The sequence below is a fragment of the Kribbella sp. NPDC058693 genome (assembly GCF_042715335.1).
GTDB classification, from domain to species: Bacteria; Actinomycetota; Actinomycetes; order Propionibacteriales; family Kribbellaceae; genus Kribbella; species Kribbella jiaozuonensis.
This window is the reverse complement of record NZ_JBHXSQ010000004.1, coordinates 387,740-406,298: the sequence shown is the minus strand read 5'-3', so window position 1 is coordinate 406,298 and position 18,559 is coordinate 387,740. Positions and strand designations below refer to the sequence as shown.

Annotated in this window: 20 protein-coding genes; 14 read left to right on the top strand and 6 right to left on the bottom strand. The window is 68.2% G+C overall.

The window, feature by feature from the left end; all coding sequences use genetic code 11:
• The first annotated feature begins 283 nt into the window (after positions 1 to 283).
• From ACFWUU_RS28260 to ACFWUU_RS28245, 4 genes are all read left to right on the top strand, one after another.
• On the top strand, positions 284 to 499 hold the full coding sequence (locus ACFWUU_RS28260; protein WP_380179728.1) for a hypothetical protein: 216 nt from the start codon (positions 284 to 286) through the stop codon (positions 497 to 499).
• Positions 500 to 605: 106 nt separating this feature from the next.
• Positions 606 to 1,019: a hypothetical protein gene (locus ACFWUU_RS28255; RefSeq protein WP_380179727.1), complete on the top strand. Its 414-nt coding sequence runs from the start codon at positions 606 to 608 to the stop codon at positions 1,017 to 1,019.
• 1 nt (position 1,020) lies between these two features.
• Complete coding sequence (locus tag ACFWUU_RS28250; protein WP_380179726.1) at positions 1,021 to 2,232, top strand: sensor histidine kinase; 1,212 nt, start codon at positions 1,021 to 1,023, stop codon at positions 2,230 to 2,232.
• Positions 2,229 to 2,855, top strand: coding sequence for a response regulator transcription factor (locus ACFWUU_RS28245; protein ID WP_137255870.1), 627 nt, complete (start codon positions 2,229 to 2,231; stop codon positions 2,853 to 2,855). Before ACFWUU_RS28250 ends, ACFWUU_RS28245 begins: the two co-directional genes overlap by 4 nt.
• Here the strand turns inward: ACFWUU_RS28245 and ACFWUU_RS28240 are convergent.
• The 3 genes from ACFWUU_RS28240 to ACFWUU_RS28230 are packed head-to-tail and all read right to left on the bottom strand — an operon-like array spanning position 2,852 to position 5,134.
• A complete protein-coding gene (locus ACFWUU_RS28240) occupies positions 2,852 to 3,463 on the bottom strand; it encodes an FMN-binding negative transcriptional regulator (protein WP_380179725.1) in 612 nt (203 codons plus the stop codon). The two genes, ACFWUU_RS28245 and ACFWUU_RS28240, sit on opposite strands and share 4 nt — an antisense overlap.
• A 42-nt stretch (positions 3,464 to 3,505) precedes the next feature.
• The gene (locus tag ACFWUU_RS28235) at positions 3,506 to 4,153 is read right to left on the bottom strand and encodes an SDR family oxidoreductase (protein WP_380179724.1); all 648 of its coding nucleotides are present in this window, start codon (positions 4,151 to 4,153) and stop codon (positions 3,506 to 3,508) included.
• Between the two features lie 24 nt (positions 4,154 to 4,177).
• Complete coding sequence (locus ACFWUU_RS28230) at positions 4,178 to 5,134, bottom strand: Lrp/AsnC family transcriptional regulator (protein ID WP_380179723.1); 957 nt, start codon at positions 5,132 to 5,134, stop codon at positions 4,178 to 4,180.
• A gap of 79 nt (positions 5,135 to 5,213) precedes the next feature.
• On the opposite strand from ACFWUU_RS28230, the gene ACFWUU_RS28225 reads away from it, so the two are divergent.
• Together ACFWUU_RS28225 and ACFWUU_RS28220 are read left to right on the top strand one after the other, a co-directional pair.
• Complete coding sequence (locus ACFWUU_RS28225) at positions 5,214 to 6,374, top strand: carboxylesterase/lipase family protein (protein ID WP_380179722.1); 1,161 nt, start codon at positions 5,214 to 5,216, stop codon at positions 6,372 to 6,374.
• Positions 6,371 to 8,056: an amidohydrolase gene (locus ACFWUU_RS28220; protein WP_380179721.1), complete on the top strand. Its 1,686-nt coding sequence runs from the start codon at positions 6,371 to 6,373 to the stop codon at positions 8,054 to 8,056. Before ACFWUU_RS28225 ends, ACFWUU_RS28220 begins: the two co-directional genes overlap by 4 nt.
• On the opposite strand, the gene ACFWUU_RS28215 is transcribed toward ACFWUU_RS28220, so the two are convergent.
• Complete coding sequence (locus ACFWUU_RS28215) at positions 7,973 to 9,751, bottom strand: glycoside hydrolase family 127 protein (RefSeq protein WP_380179720.1); 1,779 nt, start codon at positions 9,749 to 9,751, stop codon at positions 7,973 to 7,975. The genes ACFWUU_RS28220 and ACFWUU_RS28215 overlap by 84 nt on opposite strands.
• A gap of 160 nt (positions 9,752 to 9,911) precedes the next feature.
• Here ACFWUU_RS28215 and ACFWUU_RS28210 point away from each other — a divergent pair, with 160 nt between their 5' ends.
• From ACFWUU_RS28210 to ACFWUU_RS28185, 6 genes are read left to right on the top strand one after another with little or no spacing between them, the layout of a single operon-like run.
• Positions 9,912 to 10,952, top strand: a complete 1,041-nt coding sequence (locus tag ACFWUU_RS28210) for a LacI family DNA-binding transcriptional regulator (RefSeq protein ID WP_380179719.1) — start codon at positions 9,912 to 9,914, stop codon at positions 10,950 to 10,952.
• Positions 10,949 to 11,875, top strand: a complete 927-nt coding sequence (locus ACFWUU_RS28205; protein ID WP_380179718.1) for an ABC transporter permease — start codon at positions 10,949 to 10,951, stop codon at positions 11,873 to 11,875. Before ACFWUU_RS28210 ends, ACFWUU_RS28205 begins: the two co-directional genes overlap by 4 nt.
• Positions 11,875 to 12,741: an ABC transporter permease gene (locus tag ACFWUU_RS28200; protein ID WP_380179717.1), complete on the top strand. Its 867-nt coding sequence runs from the start codon at positions 11,875 to 11,877 to the stop codon at positions 12,739 to 12,741. The genes ACFWUU_RS28205 and ACFWUU_RS28200 overlap by 1 nt, the downstream gene beginning before the upstream one ends.
• 28 nt (positions 12,742 to 12,769) lie before the next feature.
• The gene (locus ACFWUU_RS28195; protein WP_380179716.1) at positions 12,770 to 14,281 is read left to right on the top strand and encodes an ABC transporter substrate-binding protein; all 1,512 of its coding nucleotides are present in this window, start codon (positions 12,770 to 12,772) and stop codon (positions 14,279 to 14,281) included.
• A gap of 44 nt (positions 14,282 to 14,325) precedes the next feature.
• Entirely contained in the window at positions 14,326 to 15,303 is a 978-nt protein-coding gene (locus ACFWUU_RS28190) for an ABC transporter ATP-binding protein (RefSeq protein WP_380179715.1), read from the top strand.
• Positions 15,296 to 16,039: an ABC transporter ATP-binding protein gene (locus ACFWUU_RS28185; protein ID WP_380179714.1), complete on the top strand. Its 744-nt coding sequence runs from the start codon at positions 15,296 to 15,298 to the stop codon at positions 16,037 to 16,039. Before ACFWUU_RS28190 ends, ACFWUU_RS28185 begins: the two co-directional genes overlap by 8 nt.
• On the opposite strand, the gene ACFWUU_RS28180 is transcribed toward ACFWUU_RS28185, so the two are convergent.
• Positions 16,028 to 16,810 carry an LLM class flavin-dependent oxidoreductase gene (locus tag ACFWUU_RS28180; protein WP_380179713.1) on the bottom strand — a complete coding sequence of 261 codons (783 nt, stop codon included), beginning with the start codon at positions 16,808 to 16,810 and terminating at the stop codon, positions 16,028 to 16,030. The two genes, ACFWUU_RS28185 and ACFWUU_RS28180, sit on opposite strands and share 12 nt — an antisense overlap.
• Before the next feature lie 29 nt (positions 16,811 to 16,839).
• Entirely contained in the window at positions 16,840 to 17,391 is a 552-nt protein-coding gene (locus ACFWUU_RS28175; protein ID WP_380179712.1) for a TetR/AcrR family transcriptional regulator, read from the bottom strand.
• Positions 17,392 to 17,445: 54 nt separating this feature from the next.
• On the opposite strand from ACFWUU_RS28175, the gene ACFWUU_RS28170 reads away from it, so the two are divergent.
• Together ACFWUU_RS28170 and ACFWUU_RS28165 are read left to right on the top strand one after the other, a co-directional pair.
• On the top strand, positions 17,446 to 17,838 hold the full coding sequence (locus ACFWUU_RS28170; protein ID WP_380179711.1) for a nuclear transport factor 2 family protein: 393 nt from the start codon (positions 17,446 to 17,448) through the stop codon (positions 17,836 to 17,838).
• Between the two features lie 52 nt (positions 17,839 to 17,890).
• The gene (locus ACFWUU_RS28165; RefSeq protein WP_380179709.1) at positions 17,891 to 18,550 is read left to right on the top strand and encodes a VOC family protein; all 660 of its coding nucleotides are present in this window, start codon (positions 17,891 to 17,893) and stop codon (positions 18,548 to 18,550) included.
• Positions 18,551 to 18,559: the final 9 nt, after the last annotated feature.

The following is an 18,559-nucleotide window of genomic DNA, read 5'->3' as shown; positions in this document are numbered from 1 at the left end:
GACAATCTGCCGACCGGTCACACCGCCGCCAGAGGTGTCCGGACATCTGCACGCAGCCGCAAACTACCCGTGACAGTCCGTGCACAAACTGTCACGGAAGAAAGGTGCTCGGGGCAACGATCGTGTGCCTGCCGGGGCCGGCTGGGTACCTGGGGATCGCACCCGAGCCGGAACGAGCAGCCGTGGCCGACCCACAGCTCCGCGCGATGACCTGGAACATCTGCGTCCACTCCGCGAGGTCCTGATCGACGCCTGGGTGGCGGGCGGCGGTGCGGCGGACACGGTGACGCTGCCTTCGACCCATCCGTCGGCGCCTCTCGAGGCCGGGCCGGAGCTGGTCGATCAGCGGATCGACCACATCTTCTACCGCCCGGGCCACGAGGACCAGCTCGTGAACGTCGAGTCGGCCGTGATCGCGGGGGATGCCGTGGACGGTACGTTCCCGTCCGACCACCGGGCCGTCGTGTGTGACTTCCGCTGGCGGAACCGCGAAGCCTGATCAACCGATCGGTGGAGTCGGTTGGGGCCGGCTGGGCGATGTGTGCACCGGGGCCGGAACGGGAGAGTCGGGGTATCGAGATCGACCCCCGAAACGGAGACCGAAGATGACCACCCCGGTGAACGTCGAACACCCGCGGAGCGCGGCCGCGTTGCGGAGCGTGCAACTGCTGGTGGCGACCTATCTCGCGGTCAGCGTGCTGACGCTGATCGCCATCATTGCCCTGCGCAACCACACGTCGATGGTGAACGACGCGGTCTGGACCCGCGGCACGATCGTGGTCGCCAGCGCCGTACTGACCTTCCTGTTCGCCCGCAGCGCGGCGCGGGGCTCCCGGCGCGGATACCTCCGGCTGCGGATCGTGTCGGCGGTGATGCTGGTCGCGATCGTCGTGATCATCTCGCTGCCGGGCGTCTTCCCGCTCTGGATGAAGGGCGAGCAGGCCGTCTGCGGACTGCTGCTGCTCGGCGTCGCGCTGCTGGTGAACGGCAAGCACCTCCGCTCGGTGTTCACTAACTGACATGAGCGAGCAAGCCTGGCCGGTGCGGTTGACGGTGGTGCCGTACGTGCTTCTCGCGTGCATGACCGCCGTCACCATCCTGATCAAGCGCGAACAGCCCGGGTCGCTGACCGTCGACCTGGTGCTGTGCGCGCTGATCGGGCTGTGGACGCTGTTGATGTTCACGCTCCGCCCGGCCTGGCGGACCAGGACCCGTCCGATGGCGATCTTCATCGCCGGGTTCATCCTGCTGCTCGCCGTACTCGTGGTCCGCGATCCGTGGTTCGGGTTCCTCACGCCGGCCGGGTACTTCTACACCTTCATCCTGCTGTCGTGGCCCGTTGAGCTGATCGGGATCGGAGCCGTCGCGGTCATCGCGGGGTGGGCGCAGTCGTACGACATCCCCAAGACCGACGTGCTCGGCCTGCTCGGCTGCGCTGCTGTCATCGGGGTGAACGTGGCCGGGATGTGTTTCGCGGCGTGGCTCGGCCGGCGCGGCGAAGTACTGAGCCAGCAGCGGCAGGACGCGGTCGACGCGCTGACCGAGACCAACCGCCGGCTCGAGGCCACGCTCGCCGAGAACGCGGACCTGCACGAGCAGCTCCTGACCCAGGCCCGCGAGGCCGGGATCATCGACGAGCGGCAGCGGATGGCCCGCGAGATTCATGACACGCTCGCGCAGGGGCTGACCGGAATCGTCACCCAGCTCCAGGCGGCCGAGCACTCCGACGACTGGCGGCGGCATGTGACGAGCGCGGTCGGGCTGGCCCGCGAGAGTCTGACCGAGGCACGGCGTTCGGTGCACGCACTGCGTCCGCAGCCGCTGCAGTCGGCGACGCTGAGCGAGGCGATCGCGGACGTCGTACGGCGGTGGTCGGCGCTGCACGGCATCGACGTACAGCTGACCACCACCGGCACGCCTCGGGTGATGACACCGGAGGCGGAGTCGACGTTGCTCCGCGCGACCCAGGAGGCCCTCGTGAACGTGGCGAAGTACGCGCAGGCGACCCGGGTGGGGGTGACGCTGTCGTACATGGAGAAGGAGGTCGCGCTGGATGTGCGCGACGACGGAGTCGGGTTCGATCCGGCCCGTAGTACTCCGTCCGAGACCAGTGGGTTCGGGTTGGTGGCGATGAGGCAGCGGGTCGAGGCGTTGAACGGGACGTTGTCGGTCGAGTCGGAGCCGGGCCTGGGTACGGCGATCTCCGCGACGGTTCCGGGGGCGTCGGCATGATCCGGCTGCTGATCGCGGACGACCACCCGGTGGTGCGGGACGGGCTGAGCGGGATGTTCGCGGCCGAGCCCGGGTTCGAGGTGGTCGGTCAGGCAGGCGACGGCGCGGAGGCGATCGAGCTGGCCGAGACGCTGCGGCCGGACGTGATCCTGATGGACCTGCAGATGCCCGGCGTGAACGGTTTGGCGGCGATCAGCGAGCTCACCGAGCGCGGGGTGACGGCGCGGGTGCTCGTGCTGACGACGTACGACACCGACGGGTACGTCGTACCCGCGATCGAGGCGGGGGCTACCGGGTACTTGTTGAAGGACGCGCCGCGGGATGAATTGTTGCGAGCGGTGCGTGCGGCGGCCGACGGGACGTCCGTGCTCGCGCCGTCGGTAGCGAACACGTTGATGAACCACGTCCGTACGCCGCCGACGCCCGACATCGTCAGCCCGCGTGAGCTCGAGGTCATCGAGCTGGTGGCCGCCGGCAACACGAACCGCGAGATCGCTGCCCACCTGTTCATCAGCGAGGCGACAGTCAAGACGCATCTGCTGAACATCTACGCCAAGCTCGGCGTACCGGACCGGGCGTCTGCTGTTGCCGAGGCGTTCCGACGCGGCTTGCTGAACAGCTAGGGCCGGTACCGGACGACCGCGTCGGCGCTGAGGTCGTTTCCGTTCGCGCGCAGGCCGTCGACCACTCCGTCGATGTCCGCGGCCGGGCGGTTCTGGCTGAGTTTGAACTTCGCCTCGATCCGGTGGATGGCGACCTCGACGCCGACGATCGCCCGCAGTTGCCCCTGCACGTACTTCTCCGGCGCATCGTCGACCGACCACGGTTCGGCCCGACCGAGCTCGTGCCGATCCGACAGCCGCCGTACGACATTCTCGACCCACGCCGCGTCGTCGTGGACGGTCAACTCGCCGTACACGTGTGCGGTGACGTAGTTCCACGTCGGTACGACGCGACCGTGCTCCTGCTTCGACGCGTACCAGGCCGGCGAGACGTACGCGTTCGGGCCGCGCATGATCACCAGCGCGTCACCGATCGTCTCGCGCTGCCAATGATCGTTGTTACGGGCAACGTGTCCGAGCAGCCGGTTGCGCGAGCGGTCGTAGATGAACGGCAGCATCGTCGCGACCAGGCCGTCCGGCGTCATCGTGATCAGATCGGCGGCGCCGTGGTTGGCCAGCAGTTCCTGTACTGCGTCGTCGTCCGGGGCAAAGTGCTTGGGAACATACACAGCACAAGTCTCCCGACCGCCCCGGCCGAACGACAGGGCCAATCAGGCCTCGTCAGATGACGATCTCATCGATCCAATCAGCCGGCGCCTGCTGGTGGAGACGCCAGTAGTGCTGTGCGACTCGTCGGGATCCCAGCCCGTGCCCGGTCCGACACCGCCGCTGACCGTGACGCTTGCCGCATGAACGCCGGCTGCGCCGTACTGCTGGTGCAGGAGTGCGACGAGCGTGCGGATACCCGCCTTGCCCAGCGACAGGCTCGCGTAGTCAGGCTTCGACAGCGGCATCCCGCCGGTGATCAGGAACGACCCACTACCCCGCTCGGCCATCGCGGGCGCGAGGTGCGCGGCAGTGGTGATCGCCCCGACCACATTCACCGCCCACGCCTGACGATGCTGCTCCGCGGTCAGGTCGCCGACCCGGTCAGCCTGGATCAGCGCTGCGTTGTAGACGACGACCTCAGGTACGCCGTATGCCTCGATGACCCGATCCAGAGCGGACCGCAGGCCGACCTCGTCGGTCACGTCAGCGGTCACCGGCAGTACGTCGGCACTCCCGAGCTGCTCCGCGGCCGCCTTCACCGTCGCCTCCGACCGCGCGACCAGCCCGGCACTCATCCCCTCCCGCACGAACCGGCGCGCTACCGCGAGACCGATCCCGGGTCCGACCCCCACCACCACGACTCCAGCCATACGACCGAGGATAAAGGTGACGCGTCACCGACGTGGCAGGAGGGTGCCCGCCCGTTTCACGGTGGTGGTCAGCGGCACGGTCTCGATGTGCGTGATGCCGGGAAGCGTGCCGATCCGCTCCGAGAGGTAGTCGTACAGCGCATCAGGATCCGCGCAGACGACAAATCCGAACAGGTTGGTCGCCCCGGTCACGGCTGCGGCGTACGCGATCTCCGGATGCTGGGTCAGCGCGTCCGCGACGGTGGTGAGTGCCGACGGCGCGACCGACATCCACAGGATCGCCTCGGTCGCGTAGCCGAACAGCATCGGGTCGGCCTCGACGTCGAGGTACATCGCGCCGGCGCGGAGCAGCTCGCCCAGGCGACGCCGTACGGTCGACTCGGGCATCCCGGTCGCGGCGGCGAGCGCGGGGTACGCCGCGCGCGCGTCCTTGGCCAGCTCGGCCATCAGCCGCTGATCCTGGGCAGTCAGCTCGAGCGGTACGTCGTACTCCAGGGCCGGCGTCCGCAGCCGGTCGACCTGCTCCTCCGTGAGGGCCGCCGTACGTCCCGACCAGCCTGCGGTACCGGCGACCGCGCGGAGCATGCACTGCGCGGTGACCGAGGTGATCCGCGGGCCACGCGGAAGCTTCTGCAACAGCGGGGCGCGCTGGCTCTGGGTGTGCGTGATGCAGGTGACCTCAAGGCCTCCGGACGTGAGGTACACCCACGAGGTGTCGTCCCGGCGAGCCATCGCCGCGGCAACCGCGACCGCAGAGTCGGGCGCGCACTGGATCCGGACCAGCCAGTCGACCCAACCGAGCCGCGGACTCGACGGTACGGCGACCACGCGCACCGCGCCCGTCTCACGCAGCCGGTGATAGCGGCGCGCGATCGTCCGGTCGGAGACGCCGAGCACCGCCGCGATCCGGCTGAACGACGCCCGCCCGTCCACCTGCAACGCGTGCACGAGCTGCTCGTCCAGCTGATCGAAATCCACCATGATCCTCATCATCATGTCGGAATCCGCCAGATCTGGCGATCCTTCTGACGCAGCAGCTTGCGCTTGCGACTGTCGGAGCGTGAACACAACCATCAGCCAAGGACAACTCCACGGCCGCCGGATCGACGGGATCGATGCGTACCTCGGGATCCCGTACGCGACCGCGAACAGGTTGGAGCCACCACAACCAGCGGCACCGTGGACCGGCGTTCGGGACGTGACCCAGGTCGGACCGGCCGCACCGCAACCAAGATCCCGGCTCGCCGACGTGATCGGCGACCGATCGCTCGAGCAGTCCGAGGACTGCCTCAACCTCAACGTCTGGACCCCGAGCGAGCCGGCCGGCACGCCACGCCCGGTCCTCGTCTTCCTGCACGGCGGCGGTTTCAGCACCGGCTCCGGCGGCCTCGCCTGGTACGACGGTGCGCGGCTGGCGCGACGCGGTGACTTCGTCGTGGTCACGATCAACTACCGCCTCGGCGCCCTCGGGTACCTCCGGCTGGAACACGACAACCTCGGCCTGCTCGACCAGCTCCAGGCGCTGCGCTGGGTGCAGGAGAACATCGCTGCCTTCGGTGGCGACCCGGCCGCGGTCACAGTCGCCGGCCAGTCCGGCGGCGCGCTCTCGATCGTCGCCATGCGCAAACCTGACGGGCTGTTCCAGCGCGCGATCCTGGAGAGCCCGCCGCTCGGATTGCGTCCGCAGACTCAGGACGTGGCAGATGCGATGGCCGCGGAGTTCGTCGAGATCCTCGGATCGGACCCGTACACAGCGGCCGTCGACGACATCCTCGCCGCCCAACTCGAGCTCGCCGTACGGCACCCGGGCCCGATCCCGCCGTTCCACCTCGTCGGAGACGAACTCACCGTCTTGCCGGACGTGGACGTCCTCATCGGTTGGTGCCGCGACGAGGCCAAGGCGTACGGCGCGGGGCCTGAGGTGACCGAGTCGTTGTTCAGTACGCCGATCACGTCGTACGCCGAGCAACTGGAATCGGCGTGGGTCTATCGCTTCGACTGGAGCGCACCGGTCAACCCGCTCGGGGCGTGCCACAACCTCGAACTGCCGTTCGTGTTCGGCAATCTCGACGCCTGCCGGGACGCGGCGATGCTGACTGGCGCCGGTGACGATGAGCTGACCGCGATGGTCGACGTCGTGCAGACGGCGTGGATCGCCTTCGTCCGCGACGGGAATCCGGGCTGGCCGGCGTCCGACCTGCACGTTCTGGACCTGCCATGACCGTCTACCTCAACGCGAACGTCGTCACCGTCGACGGCGACTTCTCGATCGCCGAAGCCTTCGCGGTTTCCGACGGACGTTTCGTTGCCGTCGGCACCAACGAGGAGGTCGCCCAGCTGGACGGCCCGGTCGTGGATCTCGGCGGGCGGACCGTGCTCCCGGGCTTCATCGATGCACACGCGCACACCGTGCACCTCGCGCTGGACGGCCTGGCCGACCCGAACCTGGCCGGCCTGACCTCGGTCGCCGCGATCACCGAACGGATCGGTGCGGTGGCGGCCGCCGCCGAGCCTGGAGCCTGGATCGTCACGTCGTCGATCGGTGAGCCACCGGACTACTTCGGACTACCGGAAGGACTCGCCGAGGGACGTTGGCCGACCCGCGCGGACCTGGACGCGGTCGCGCCCGACAATCCGGTGCACATCCCGACGCCGCCGTTCTGGCCGCACCCGGCGATCCTGAACACCCGCGCCCTCGAGCTCCTCGGCGTCACCCGCGATACCCCGGATCAGCCGGATCTTCGGATCGAACGCGATGAGTCCGGCGAACCGACGGGCGTGATCCACGGCCTGATCTTTTACAACGCCCGCAATCCGCTCGTCCAGCGGCTGTTCTCGTTGCTTCCAGCAACGAGTCGTGAAGACCGGCGAGACGCGATCGCGGCCGCGCTGGAGCGGAACCTGGCCAACGGTCTCACCACGATCTACGAGGGTCACGGCAACAACCCGTCCGTTCTCGAAGCCTCGGACCGACCGGCCTGCCGGGTCGTCGGCACCTACGAGGTTCCGGTCGGCCGGGTCAACGTCACGGACTGGCTGACGACGGTCGGCGATGCGGCCGGTGAGGGCACCGGCGACGATCACCTGCGGATCCGCGGCGTCACGGTCTCCCTCGACGCGCCGATGCACTTCGGCGGCGCGATGATGAGTGAGCCGTTCCTAGATCCGCACGGCGAGCTGGGTAACGGTTCGTCGGTGTTGTCCACAGCGGAGTTGGCCGAGCTCGCGCGGCTCGCCGTACGGAACGACCTGCGGTTGAACGTCCTGGCCACGGGCGACGCGGCGTGTGAGATCGCGGTCAGCGCGCTGGAGACCGTGCATCGGGAGACGCCGCTGACTTCGCGGGCTTGGGTTGTGCAGCACTTTCACCATGTGACGCAGGACCAGATCGCCCGGCTCGCGGCGATGGGCGTTGTCGCGCAAGTCTGTGCGGGCGTGGACTACGGCCGCGGCGAGACGTACGTGAACCGGCTTCCGAGCGATCAGTGGGAGCACGTCACGCCGGTGCGGTGGTGGCTCGACGCCGGCGTACCGACTGCACTGGCGAGCGACGGTGCCCATCCGCCGCTGTTCCATCTGTGGGCTGCGTTGACCCGCACCGATGGTCGCAGCAGGCGCAGTCTGCTGACTCCGGCGAAGACGATCTCTCGTGCGGAGGCGATCCGTGGCTGGACCGCGGACGCGGCGATTGTGCTGGGCGTGGGAGATCGGCTCGGTTCGATCGAGCCGGGGAAGCTCGCCGACTTCGTCGTACTGGATCGGGACATCCTGACCTGTCCGGTCGACGAGATCCGCGAGGCCACCGTGCTGCGGACCGTCTTAGCCGGCCGGGATCCAGACGCGCATGGGGTGGAGTCCTCGGTTGGCCCAGGCGTAGTACGGAATGAGAGTCAGGTCGGCTGAGTGGAGCGATGTGATGCCACCGAGTAGGTCGGTGTGCTTCGCGGTGATCTCTGCAGTCGGGTCCAGGCGCAGGTCCTCCAGCACAACGTCGGGCTGCTGGTCCGGTTGCTCGAGCGCGTAGACGAGCGGACCGCGCGCTATGGCGACGCAGCCGCGGGTGGAGTCGACTCGTTCGTCAGAGATGAGCAACCGTGGCGGCATCGGTAGCTGGAGGACCACCTGGTCGCCAGGCTGGAAGACCCGACGTACGCGGGCGTAGTCGCTTGCAGCAACTGGCTTGTCGTCGACAGTCGCATCGGCTGCCCACTCGGGGATGCGCAGCGCCAACTCGACCTCACCGGCCGGCGCTTCCCTGACAGTCACCGTGACGCGTCCGTCCCACGGGTAGTCGGTCTCGACGTCGACCGCGAACGATCCGGCCCGGAGCGTGCTCCCGGCGTACTGGTGGATCTGCAGGGCGTCCGCAGTACCAGTGGCGAGGTACGCCGGGAGGCTGGCGAAGGTGCGCATCACATTGGGCGGACAGCACGCACAGTTGAACCAGGGCCGTCGCCCGTACGCCGGTGCGCGCTGCACGTCGCCACGCGCGCCGGTCCGTCGGTGCAGCGTGTTCACGTAGAAGTAGTCCGCGTCCTCGAGCGACACCGCCGGCAGGATCGCGTTGTAGAGCAGCAGTTCGATCTGATCGGCGTACGACGAGTCACCGGTTGCCAGCAGCAGTCGCCAGGCCCACTGCAGTACGCCGATCGCGGCGCACGTCTCGGCGTACGCACGGTCCGGTGGGAGCTCGTAGTCGTCGCCGAACGCTTCACCGTCCCAGCGCGACCCGACTGCACCTGTCACGTGCTGCTTGCGATGCCGCATGTTGTCGTACAACCGGCGTACTGCGTCCAACAGTTCGACGTCGTTCGTCTCGGTCGCCACGTCGGTCGCACCGGTGGCGAAGTACACCGCGCGTACGGCGTGGCCCTCCAGCGTGTCGGCGTCGCGGACAGGGACGCGGTCGGAGTAGTGCGCCGGGTCGCCGTAGTGGGAGGGGTCAAAGCCTGGCTTGGTTGCCTTGCCCTGGCCGCGGGCGTCGACGAAGTACTTCGCCAGGTCCAGGTACCGGCGGTTGCCGGTTTCGCGGTAGAGCTCGACCAGTGCGGATTCGATGACCGGATGGCCTTCGAGCTCGGTCTGTCCGGACGGCCCGAAGGTGTCTGCGAGGTGATCGGCAAACTTCATGGCTACCTGCAGGAGTGTGGTGTCACCGGTGGCTCGGGTTGCTGCGACAGCGGCTTGGAAGAGGTGGCCGGCGCAGTAGAGCTCGTGGCTGTTCCACAGGTGGGTGTAAGGCTCCTCGCCGCGGACCTGGATGGCCGAGTTCAGGTAGCCGTCGTCCCGCTGGGCGGCGCTGATCGTCCCGATCACGTCAGCCAACGGTTGCGAGCCGTCCCAGGCCACGGCCTCCAGCCACTTGTAGACGTCGGAGTCGCGGAAGCTGGCACCCTGCGCATCACCGCTCGCCTCGCCGGCTGCGATCCGCAGGTTGCCGAGGTTCCCGGCCGCCTCGAGCCGCTCGCGACCCAACGGGATCGCGGCACGGTTGGCCGCCATCCGATCAGCCCAGAAGCCGGCCGTCACCTGTGCCTCGGACACCGGGCGCAACGTCACGACCGCGGCCGCGGTCGGTACCGCAGGGGATGGCTGCATGCCGGGACGCTAACCGCGCGCCGAGCCCGGACACCAGATGCTAATGGGGATTAGCTGCTAATACCCAGCTAATCAATGCCACCTCTTGACACCTGCTCGAAACGCTGGCGAAACTTCCGGAACCGCAGTGGTAGGGCGTATTAGCAGGAAGGCAACCGAGTTGAGCCGCACACCGGCGAAGAGACCCACGCAGGCCGATATCGCCCGGCTCGCCGGGGTCAGCCAGGCGACGGTCTCGCTGGTGCTCAACGAGCGCGACGCGAGTATCCGGATCAGCCCGGCGACCCGCGAGCGGGTGCTGACCGTGATGCGCGAGTGGGGGTACGTCGCGAACGCGTCGGCCCGCTCCCTGGCCGGCGGCCGGAACAAGATCATCGGCGTCTACACGTTCGAGCCGGTGTTCCCGACCAGCGGCGTGGACTTCTACTTCCCGTTCCTGCTCGGCATGGAGCAGGAGGCGGCCGACCTCGGCTACGACCTGCTGCTGTTCACCAGCGCCGGCGGCGAGCGGCAGATCTTCCGCGACGGATCGACCCGGCTCTGGCACGCGGACGGCGCGCTGCTGCTCGGCCGCGATCCCAACGTCGAGGAGATCGAGCGGCTGCGCGACTCCGGCTACCCGTTCGTGTATGTCGGCCACCGCGAGGTCTCCGGCCCCCCGGTGTCGTACGTCGCGGCCGACTACGCCGGTGCGACCCAGCAGCTCACCGAGCGGCTCTTCGAGCTCGGTCACCAGCGCGTCGCGTACGCGCGGATCGGCAACGGCGGCGCCCAGCCGAGTCGTGATCGCGAAGTCGGGTTCCGCCAGGCGACGCCGTCCCAGCACCTCGCCGGACCGGTGTGGACGCTCGACTCCGTCGCGGAGGTGGACGGTCTGGTCGAGGAGCTCCAGCGCGGCGGCATCACCGCCGTACTCGCGGAGCAGCAGTTGCTGGCTGAAGAGCTGCTGGTGTGTGCGACTCGGCGCGGTCTGGCCATCCCCGATGACCTGAGTGTCGTCGAGCTGGGTGATTCGACCGGTGCGCGGCACGACGGCACTCCGTGGACCGGACTGATCGTGCCACGCGAGCAGATGGGCCGTCAGGCGATGGGCTTGCTGGTGCAGTTGCTGGAGGCACCTGACTCCGGTGCGCTCAGCGAAAGCGTCCAGTGCGGGTTCGCGCCCGGTGCGACGGTCGGACCTCCCAAGGAGCTTCCATGATTCGCGTTGTGGTCAAGCGGCTGCTGATCGGCGTCCTGGTGATGTGGGGCGCGGCGTCGCTGATCTTTCTCATCGTCCGGGTCGCACCGGGCGACCCCGTCTCGATCCTGCTCGGCCCGGACGCGACACAGGACCAGATCACCGAGCTGAGCGCCTCACTCGGTCTGCATCGCCCGCTGGCCGTGCAGTACGTCGATTACCTCGGTCACGCCGTACGGCTCGACTTCGGCGACTCGTACCGGCTCGGGCACCCCGCGATGTCCGAAGTACTCGAGCGGCTGCCTGCCACAGCGGAGCTGATGCTCGCGTCCACTCTGATCGCAGTGGTGCTCGGTCTGACGCTGGGACTGTTGGCGGGTGGTCGACCGGGCAGCGTGGTCGACCGAGTGGTCTCTGCGGCGGCGATCGCGCTGCAGTCGTTCCCGACGTTCTGGATCGGGATCATGTTGATCCTGGTCTTCGCGCTGGCGCTGCGGCTGTTTCCGAGTTCTGGCTCGGGTACTCCGCAGCACCTGATCCTCCCGGCGATCACGATGGCGCTTCCGTTCACGGCGATCGTCGCGCGACTGACCCGGACCAGCGTGGCCGAGACGCTGCGCGAGCCCTACATCCAGACCGCGAAGTCCAAGGGCCTCACCGATCGCCAGGTGCTGCTCGGGCACGCCCTGCGCAACTCGCTGCTGCCGGTCGTCACGATCGTCGGGCTGCACATGGGCGGTCTGATGGGCGGCGCGGTGATCGTCGAGAACGTCTTCTCCTGGCCGGGCCTCGGTTCGCTCGTCGTCGACTCGGTCACGAACCGCGACTACGAGGTGGTGCAGGCGGCGACGTTCGTGATCGCCGGCATCGTGATGCTGTTCAACCTGGCCGCCGACCTCGTCTACTCCCAGCTCGATCCGCGCATCCGCTTGGAGGGCAGCTGATGGCCACGCTCGCGGTGACCCGCCCGCTCGCCGTACGCCGGGTCGGCGGCTGGCTCGGCAAGATCCCGTACGTCGTACTCGCGATCTACGCACTGGTCGCCGCGATCGGCCCGCTGGTGATCGACTACAACCCGATCCGCACCTCGCTCGACGACCGGCTACTCAAGCCCGGATCGCACCTGTCCACCGGCGGCACCGCCTGGCTCGGCACGGACGGTCTCGGTCGCGACGTCCTCGCCCAGGTCGTGTACGGCGCCCGCACGTCGATCCTGATCGGTATCGCGACCGTCGTGGTGTCCTGCGTCGTCGGCGTCACGATCGGCACGGTCGCCGGGTACTTCCGCGGCTGGCTCGACACGTTCCTTGCCCGGGGCATTGACATCCTGCTGGCGTTCCCGGCGATCCTGCTCACGATCGTGATCGCCGGCGCGTTCGAGCGGAGCGTGCCGGTGGTCGTGATCGCGCTGGCCGCGACGGCCTGGATCTCGTTCGCCCGGGTGACCCGCAGCGTCTCGCTCTCGCTGCGGGAGCGGGCGTGGGTCGATGCGGCCCGCGTGCTCGGCGTCCGCCGTACGTCGATCCTGCTGCGGCACGTCGTACCGTTCACGATCGGTCCGGTGGTCGCACTGGCCACGCTCGAGTTCGCGCTCGTGGTGCTCGCCGAGGCCGGACTGAGCTTCCTCGGCATCGGGCTGCCGCCGTCGGCGGTGTCCTGGGGACAAACCATTGCCAACGGCAAGCAGTACCTCGACAGCGCGTGGTGGATCTCGGCCCTGCCGGGGATCGCCCTGTCGCTGCTGATCGTCAACATCGGCATCCTCGGTGACCAGCTCACCGCCCGTTACGGACGCGGACATCTCAACTGATGACGCGTCGGAAGGCAGGAGAAACCTCATGATCCCTCTGACACGACGGGCGGCTTTGACACTCGGGGTCGCCGCCACCATGGCCCTCACGGCGTGCTCCAGCGCCACCACCGGCGGCAGTTCGAGCTCCGGCGGCGGTGAGGTCGTGATCGCCGGTACCTATCCGGTCGACAGCATCGACCCGGGCGGCCCGCAGGGCGGCGGCACCGGACCGCAGATGGTCGAGCAGCAGATCTTCAGCCGGCTGGTCCGGACCAAGACGGACGGCTCGGTCGAGGGGGACCTGGCGACCTCCTGGAAGTCCGACGCCACCGCTCGCACCTGGACTTTTACCTTGCGGAAGAGCGTGAAGTTCAGCGACGGGTCGGCGTTGAAGGCTGCGGATGTGGTCGACTCCTTCAAGCGGTTCACCGACCTCAAGGGGACGAACGCGGCGAACTTCCCCGGCTACACGATGACGGCGCCGTCCGACGACACCGTCGTACTCACGGCCTCCAAGCCGGATGCCGCGATCCCGCGCAAGCTCGCGGTGTTCTTCGTGCTGCCTTCGGGTGTCGGCGCGAACGACACCGCGTTCTTCGACAAGCCGGTCGGGACCGGGCCGTTCAAGCTGGACAAGTTCAGCCCGAACGAGATCGTCCTGGTGCCGAACGCGCAGTACTACGGTGGCGCGCCGAAGGTCACCAAGGTGACGATCAAGAAGATGCCTGAGCTCGCCGCCCGGCTGACCGCACTGCGCACCGGCGAGGCGGACGTCGTCTGGGGGATCCCGGACGATCAGCTGTCCGAGGTGCAGAAGGACTCGACGCTGAACGTCGAGATCGTGCAGAGCTCGGCCGTCTACACGATGTGGTTCAACTCGTCGACGCCGGCTTTGAAGGACGCTGCCGTCCGGCGGGCCTTGTGGGAGGCGGTCGACTTCCCGACGATCATCAAGAAGCTGTACCCGCAGACCGGATCGCTGTCGGACTCGGTGGTGTCGAAGCAGACGCTTGGGTACGTCGCGCAGACCCCGGTCAAGTACGACCCGGTGGCGGCGAAGGCCGCGCTGACCGCGGCCGGCTTCGACTTCGGCACGAAGCTGCGGCTGCAGTTCGCGAACGCGGAGTTCCAGCAGTTCAACCAGGCCGTCGTTTCGGATCTGCAGAAGATCGGCGTCCAGGTCGACCTGCTGCAGAAGGAGCAGGCGGTCTTCACCAAGGACCTGCTGTCGCTGAACTGGGACATCAACTTCCAGCAACTGTCGAACCCGATGCTCGACGCCGCGAACACCGTCGGCCGGCTCTACCCGTGCGCGGCCAAGCGCAACGGCTACTGCAACCCGGCGCTGGACAAGCTGATCAACCAGGCCGCGGCCAGCACCGACGAGCAGGAGCGGGTCAAGCTGTACGGCGAGGCCGAGAAGATCATCTGGGACGACGCGGTCGGCATGTTCCCGATGGCGGTCAAGTACGCCTATGCGTGGAACAAGCGCCTCAGCGGCTTCACCCCCGACCCCAACGGGCTCCCCGACTTCTCGAAACTCCAGGTCAACTCTTGAGCCCGGCCAAGGCCCCCTTGCGGGGGAGGGTGGGGAGCGAGGCTGTGGCGTCGCAGCCTCTGCTGCGGACGTCGAAGCTCGCCGTCGATCTGCCGGGGCGGGCAGGCATGGTGAGGGTCGTCGACGAGGTCTCCTTCGACATCCCGTCTGCGACCACCGTCGGGCTGATCGGCGAGTCCGGCTCGGGTAAGACCATGACCGCGAACGCTCTCATCGGTCTGCTGCCCGACGGCGCCACCGTCTCCGGCTCGCTCGCCTGGCGCGGTGAGGAGTTGCTGACGGCAACTTCTTCCCGGCGCCGGGAGCTGCGCGGACACGAGATCGCAATGATCTTCCAGGACCCGCTGGCCGCGCTCAACCCGACCCAGACCATCGGCCGTCAGGTCGGCGAGATCCTGCGCCGGTCCGGCCAGTCCCGGTCGGCGGTCCGCGAGCGCGTGATCGAGTTGCTCGACCGCGCAGGGATCCCTTCGCCGGCCGAAAAGCTTGGCAGCTTTCCGCACGAGTTCTCCGGCGGGATGCGGCAGCGCGCCGTCATCGCGATGGCGCTCGCCGGCAGCCCGTCGCTTCTGCTCGCCGACGAGCCGACGACTGCGCTGGACGTGACGGTACAGGCGCGCATCCTGCGCCTGCTCCGCTCGATCCAGGAGGACGCGGGTCTGTCGATGCTGCTGGTCAGCCACGATCTGCGAGTGATGGCACACGTCGCCCACCAGGTCGTCGTCATGTACGCCGGGCGCGTGGCCGAGCGCGGCGCGACCTCCGACGTACTGCGCCGACCCGCGCATCCTTATACGCGGGCACTGGTCGACAGTGTTCCCGCCGTACGGACGAAGACTGCTCTGGCGCATCCGTTGCCGGGTACTCCTGCGACACCGGCGAATCGGCCGGCTGGGTGTGCGTTCCATCCGCGGTGTCCGCTGGCGCGGGAGCGGTGCCGGAGTGAGCAGCCATCGCTGCGTGAGGTTGCACCGGGGCGTTGGACCGCGTGCCACTTCGCTGAGGAGGTGCTTGATGCTTGAGGTCCGCGATCTGCGGGTCACGTTCGGGCCGCGCCGGAAGCCGTTCGTCGCGGTGGACGGGGTCAGCCTGACCGTCGGCGCCAACGAGACCGTCGGTCTGGTGGGGGAGTCCGGGTCGGGCAAGACCACGGTCGCGCGGTCGATCGTCGGTCTGGTCCGGCCGTCATCCGGCTCGATCATGTACGACGGACGGGTGGTGCCGGCTGGCACTCGGCGGCCGGCCGAACTGCAGCGGGCGATCCAGATGGTGTTCCAGGATCCGCGCTCGTCACTCAATCCGCGGATGACCGTTGCCTCGATCATCGGTGAGGCGTGGCGTACCCATCCGTCGGCGGCGCTGGATCTTGACCAGTTGCTCGCGGACGTCGGCCTTGATTCGTCGGTGGCTGGGCAGCGAGCGAGTCAGCTCTCGGGCGGCCAGTGTCAGCGCGTGAGCCTGGCCCGTGCTCTGGCTGTGAAGCCGCGGTTGCTGGTCTGCGATGAAGCGGTTTCTGCGCTGGACGTCTCGGTCCAGGCGCAGATTCTTCGCCTGCTCGACGATCTTCGGCAGCGGCACAACCTGTCGATGTTGTTCATCTCTCACGACCTCGGGGTGGTGCATCAGATCGCGGATCGGATCGCCGTGATGCGTCGCGGCGTACTCGTCGAGGAGGGCGCGGCTACCGACGTACTGAGCTCACCGCAGCACCAGTACACGCAGAGTCTGCTGGATGCGGCGCTCGAGCTAAACAGCTGAACGGAGCTCGGCTGCCTGGTCGTAGTCGCGGCGCCAGTCGCCGGTCGGCGGGAGGATGATGCGCTCGACGCCCGCGGCCTCGTAGGCGGCGAGTTGTTCGGCCGGGTTGCCGTCGAGTTGGGGAGCGACCACGGTCGCCTTCAGTTGCTTGCCGTCGGCAAGTTCGTTGATGCGGTCGAGGTTGGTGCGGACCTCGTCCGGGGTTGCGGCGATCGTCGCCCAGCCGTCGCCGTACTTGGCCGCACGGCGATGTGCGCGCGGACCGTTGCCTGCGACAAAGATCGGCGGCACGGGCGAGCCGGGGGAGAGGGTGACCTCGAGATCTCCGACCGTCGCGGGCTTCCCTGCGATCAGGTCTCGCAGTACGGCGAGAGCCTCGTCGGTCAGCCGCCCGCGCTCGGAGTACTCCACGCCGGCCGCCCGCCAGCCGACGTCACCATGCGCCGGGTTCCCCGTACCGACACCGAGGACGAGCCGGTTGTTCGACACGAGCTGCAGCGTGTTGATCTGCTTGGCCGCCCAGGCCGCCGGCCGCAACGCCAGCAGCATCACGTTGTACCCGACCGTGATCCGCTCGGTCACCGCGGCCGCAGTCGCGAGTACGACGGAGCTGTCGAGCAGCGGCGCACTCGCCACCAGATGATCCGTCGACCACACCGAGTCCAGCCCGACGCTCTCGGCGTACCGCGCGCTCTCCCGAACGTCGCCGAGAATCGGGCGCTCGGGATCCGGCGTCGACGTCGGAAGGATGACTCCGATCTCAAGGCTCATACCTCGGGCCAACCCCGGCCCGGACGACCCTATTCCTTGGTCAGCGAATGGACCGCGGGCCCGAGCAGCTCGACGATCTTGTCCGGGTCGGCCTCGGCCAGATGGTCCAGCTTGAGCAGATGGCGACCGAGCACGACCCCGATCAGTACGGCGCTCAGCACGTCGGCGCGGAGCTCGCCGTCGGTGCCGTGGATCGCCTTGCTGATGTTGCTGCCGCGGACGTGTGCGTTCCCGCGGACCTCGTCGGCGGCCTCGGGATGGGTCAGCATCGAGCGAAGTACAGCGAGGGAGGCGACCGGCTCCTCGATCAACGACTCCCGGAGCCGCTCCAGCAACTGCTCGGCGACCTGATCGGGGGTGCCCTCGACGATCGGCCGGCTCTCGGTCTCGGCCGCGCGGGCGAACAACAGCTGTTTGTTGCCGAAGTAGTGCATCACCAGGCCCGGATCGACCTGCGCGGCGGCGGCCACGGCGCGGATCGTGGTCCGGTCGTACCCGGTCTCGGCGAACAGCCGGCGTGCCTCGGTCAGGATCCGCTGCTGCGTCTCGATGCGCTGACGGTCGCGGGTGGTCTCGTTCACCAAATTCATTCTACAGGTGTTGAATGTCTCGCGATTTCGTTCTACGGTCGTTGAATGACTCCTGAGGAAGTACTTGAACTGCGCCGCCAGTACCTGATCGATCGTGACTTCGAGTCGTTCGCCGATCTCTTCGCGGAGGACGGCGTCATCGAGATGCCGTTCGCCCTCCAAGGCGTGCCCGACCGCCTCGTCGGCCGCGCGGCGATCCGCGAGTTCTCGCTCCGGGCCGGCACCCGTGCCGTCGAGATCACAGACCTCCGCACGGTCCAGCTGCACCGGACCATCGACCCCGAGGTCGTGATCCTCGAACTCGTCACCGAGGCGCGGCACACGACCACCGACGTACCGTTCCAAGCCACCTGCATCCAGGTCTTCCGGATCCAGGACGGCAAGATCAAACTCTTCCGCGACTACGTCGGCGCCCACTCCGTCCCCGATCTGACCTGACCCCCAGGCCCCACCGATTGCGCCCGGCGACCTTGTCGGGTGAAGTGGTGAGGTGAGCCTGACGATCCAGAACGTCGTGTTCGCCTGCCCGGGGAACACACCGGAGAGCTACGACCGCGGGGCGCGGCCGGTCGCGAACTTCTACGCCGAGCTGCTCGGGATGGAGATCCTCCGGGAGGACTGGCTCGTCGTCGGCAACGAGTCGGGGGTGCGCCTTGCCTTCGGTGACGGGCCGATCGACTACCAGCCGCCTGGGTGGCCCGGCGGCGGGCAGCAGATGCATCTCGACATCGCCGCACCTTCAACGCTTGGAGCCCAACTGCTGCAGGACAATGGCGAGTGGCAGGTGTACGCCGATCCGATCGGGCATCCGTTCTGCCTGGTGCCGTCGGACCGCGCGTACATCCGCCGCATCGTCATCGACTGCCCCGACCCGGAGGCGCTCGCCTTGTTCTACAGCGCGCTGCTCGACCGGCCGCTCGCGTCCCGCGTGGTACTTGCCGGCGAGCCGGAGCTCGCCTTCCAGCGCAGTACGTCGCCGGCGCCACGCTGGCCGGACCCGGCGTACCCGCAACAAGTGCACCTCGACCTGTCGACCACCGACGTACCGGCTGCCCGTGCTCACGCTCTGACCGTCGGCGCTGAGCCTCTGCAGACGGGCCCGCATCACCACGTCTTTGCGGATCCGGCCGGTCATCCCTTCTGCATTTAGAGTCCCGTG

Excerpts from the sequence above, each read along its gene's own strand:
- ACFWUU_RS28200 (WP_380179717.1), top strand. The coding sequence starts at position 11,875 with ATGGCCACGCTCGCGGTGACCCGCCCGCTCGCCGTACGCCGGGTCGGC.
- ACFWUU_RS28185 (WP_380179714.1), top strand. The coding sequence starts at position 15,296 with ATGCTTGAGGTCCGCGATCTGCGGGTCACGTTCGGGCCGCGCCGGAAG.
- ACFWUU_RS28255 (WP_380179727.1), top strand. The coding sequence starts at position 606 with ATGACCACCCCGGTGAACGTCGAACACCCGCGGAGCGCGGCCGCGTTG.
- ACFWUU_RS28170 (WP_380179711.1), top strand. The coding sequence starts at position 17,446 with ATGACTCCTGAGGAAGTACTTGAACTGCGCCGCCAGTACCTGATCGAT.
- ACFWUU_RS28235 (WP_380179724.1), bottom strand. The coding sequence starts at position 4,153 with ATGGCTGGAGTCGTGGTGGTGGGGGTCGGACCCGGGATCGGTCTCGCG.
- ACFWUU_RS28245 (WP_137255870.1), top strand. The coding sequence starts at position 2,229 with ATGATCCGGCTGCTGATCGCGGACGACCACCCGGTGGTGCGGGACGGG.
- ACFWUU_RS28230 (WP_380179723.1), bottom strand. The coding sequence starts at position 5,134 with ATGGTGGATTTCGATCAGCTGGACGAGCAGCTCGTGCACGCGTTGCAG.
- ACFWUU_RS28250 (WP_380179726.1), top strand. The coding sequence starts at position 1,021 with ATGAGCGAGCAAGCCTGGCCGGTGCGGTTGACGGTGGTGCCGTACGTG.
- ACFWUU_RS28205 (WP_380179718.1), top strand. The coding sequence starts at position 10,949 with ATGATTCGCGTTGTGGTCAAGCGGCTGCTGATCGGCGTCCTGGTGATG.
- ACFWUU_RS28215 (WP_380179720.1), bottom strand. The coding sequence starts at position 9,751 with ATGCAGCCATCCCCTGCGGTACCGACCGCGGCCGCGGTCGTGACGTTG.
- ACFWUU_RS28220 (WP_380179721.1), top strand. The coding sequence starts at position 6,371 with ATGACCGTCTACCTCAACGCGAACGTCGTCACCGTCGACGGCGACTTC.
- ACFWUU_RS28195 (WP_380179716.1), top strand. The coding sequence starts at position 12,770 with ATGATCCCTCTGACACGACGGGCGGCTTTGACACTCGGGGTCGCCGCC.
- ACFWUU_RS28180 (WP_380179713.1), bottom strand. The coding sequence starts at position 16,810 with ATGAGCCTTGAGATCGGAGTCATCCTTCCGACGTCGACGCCGGATCCC.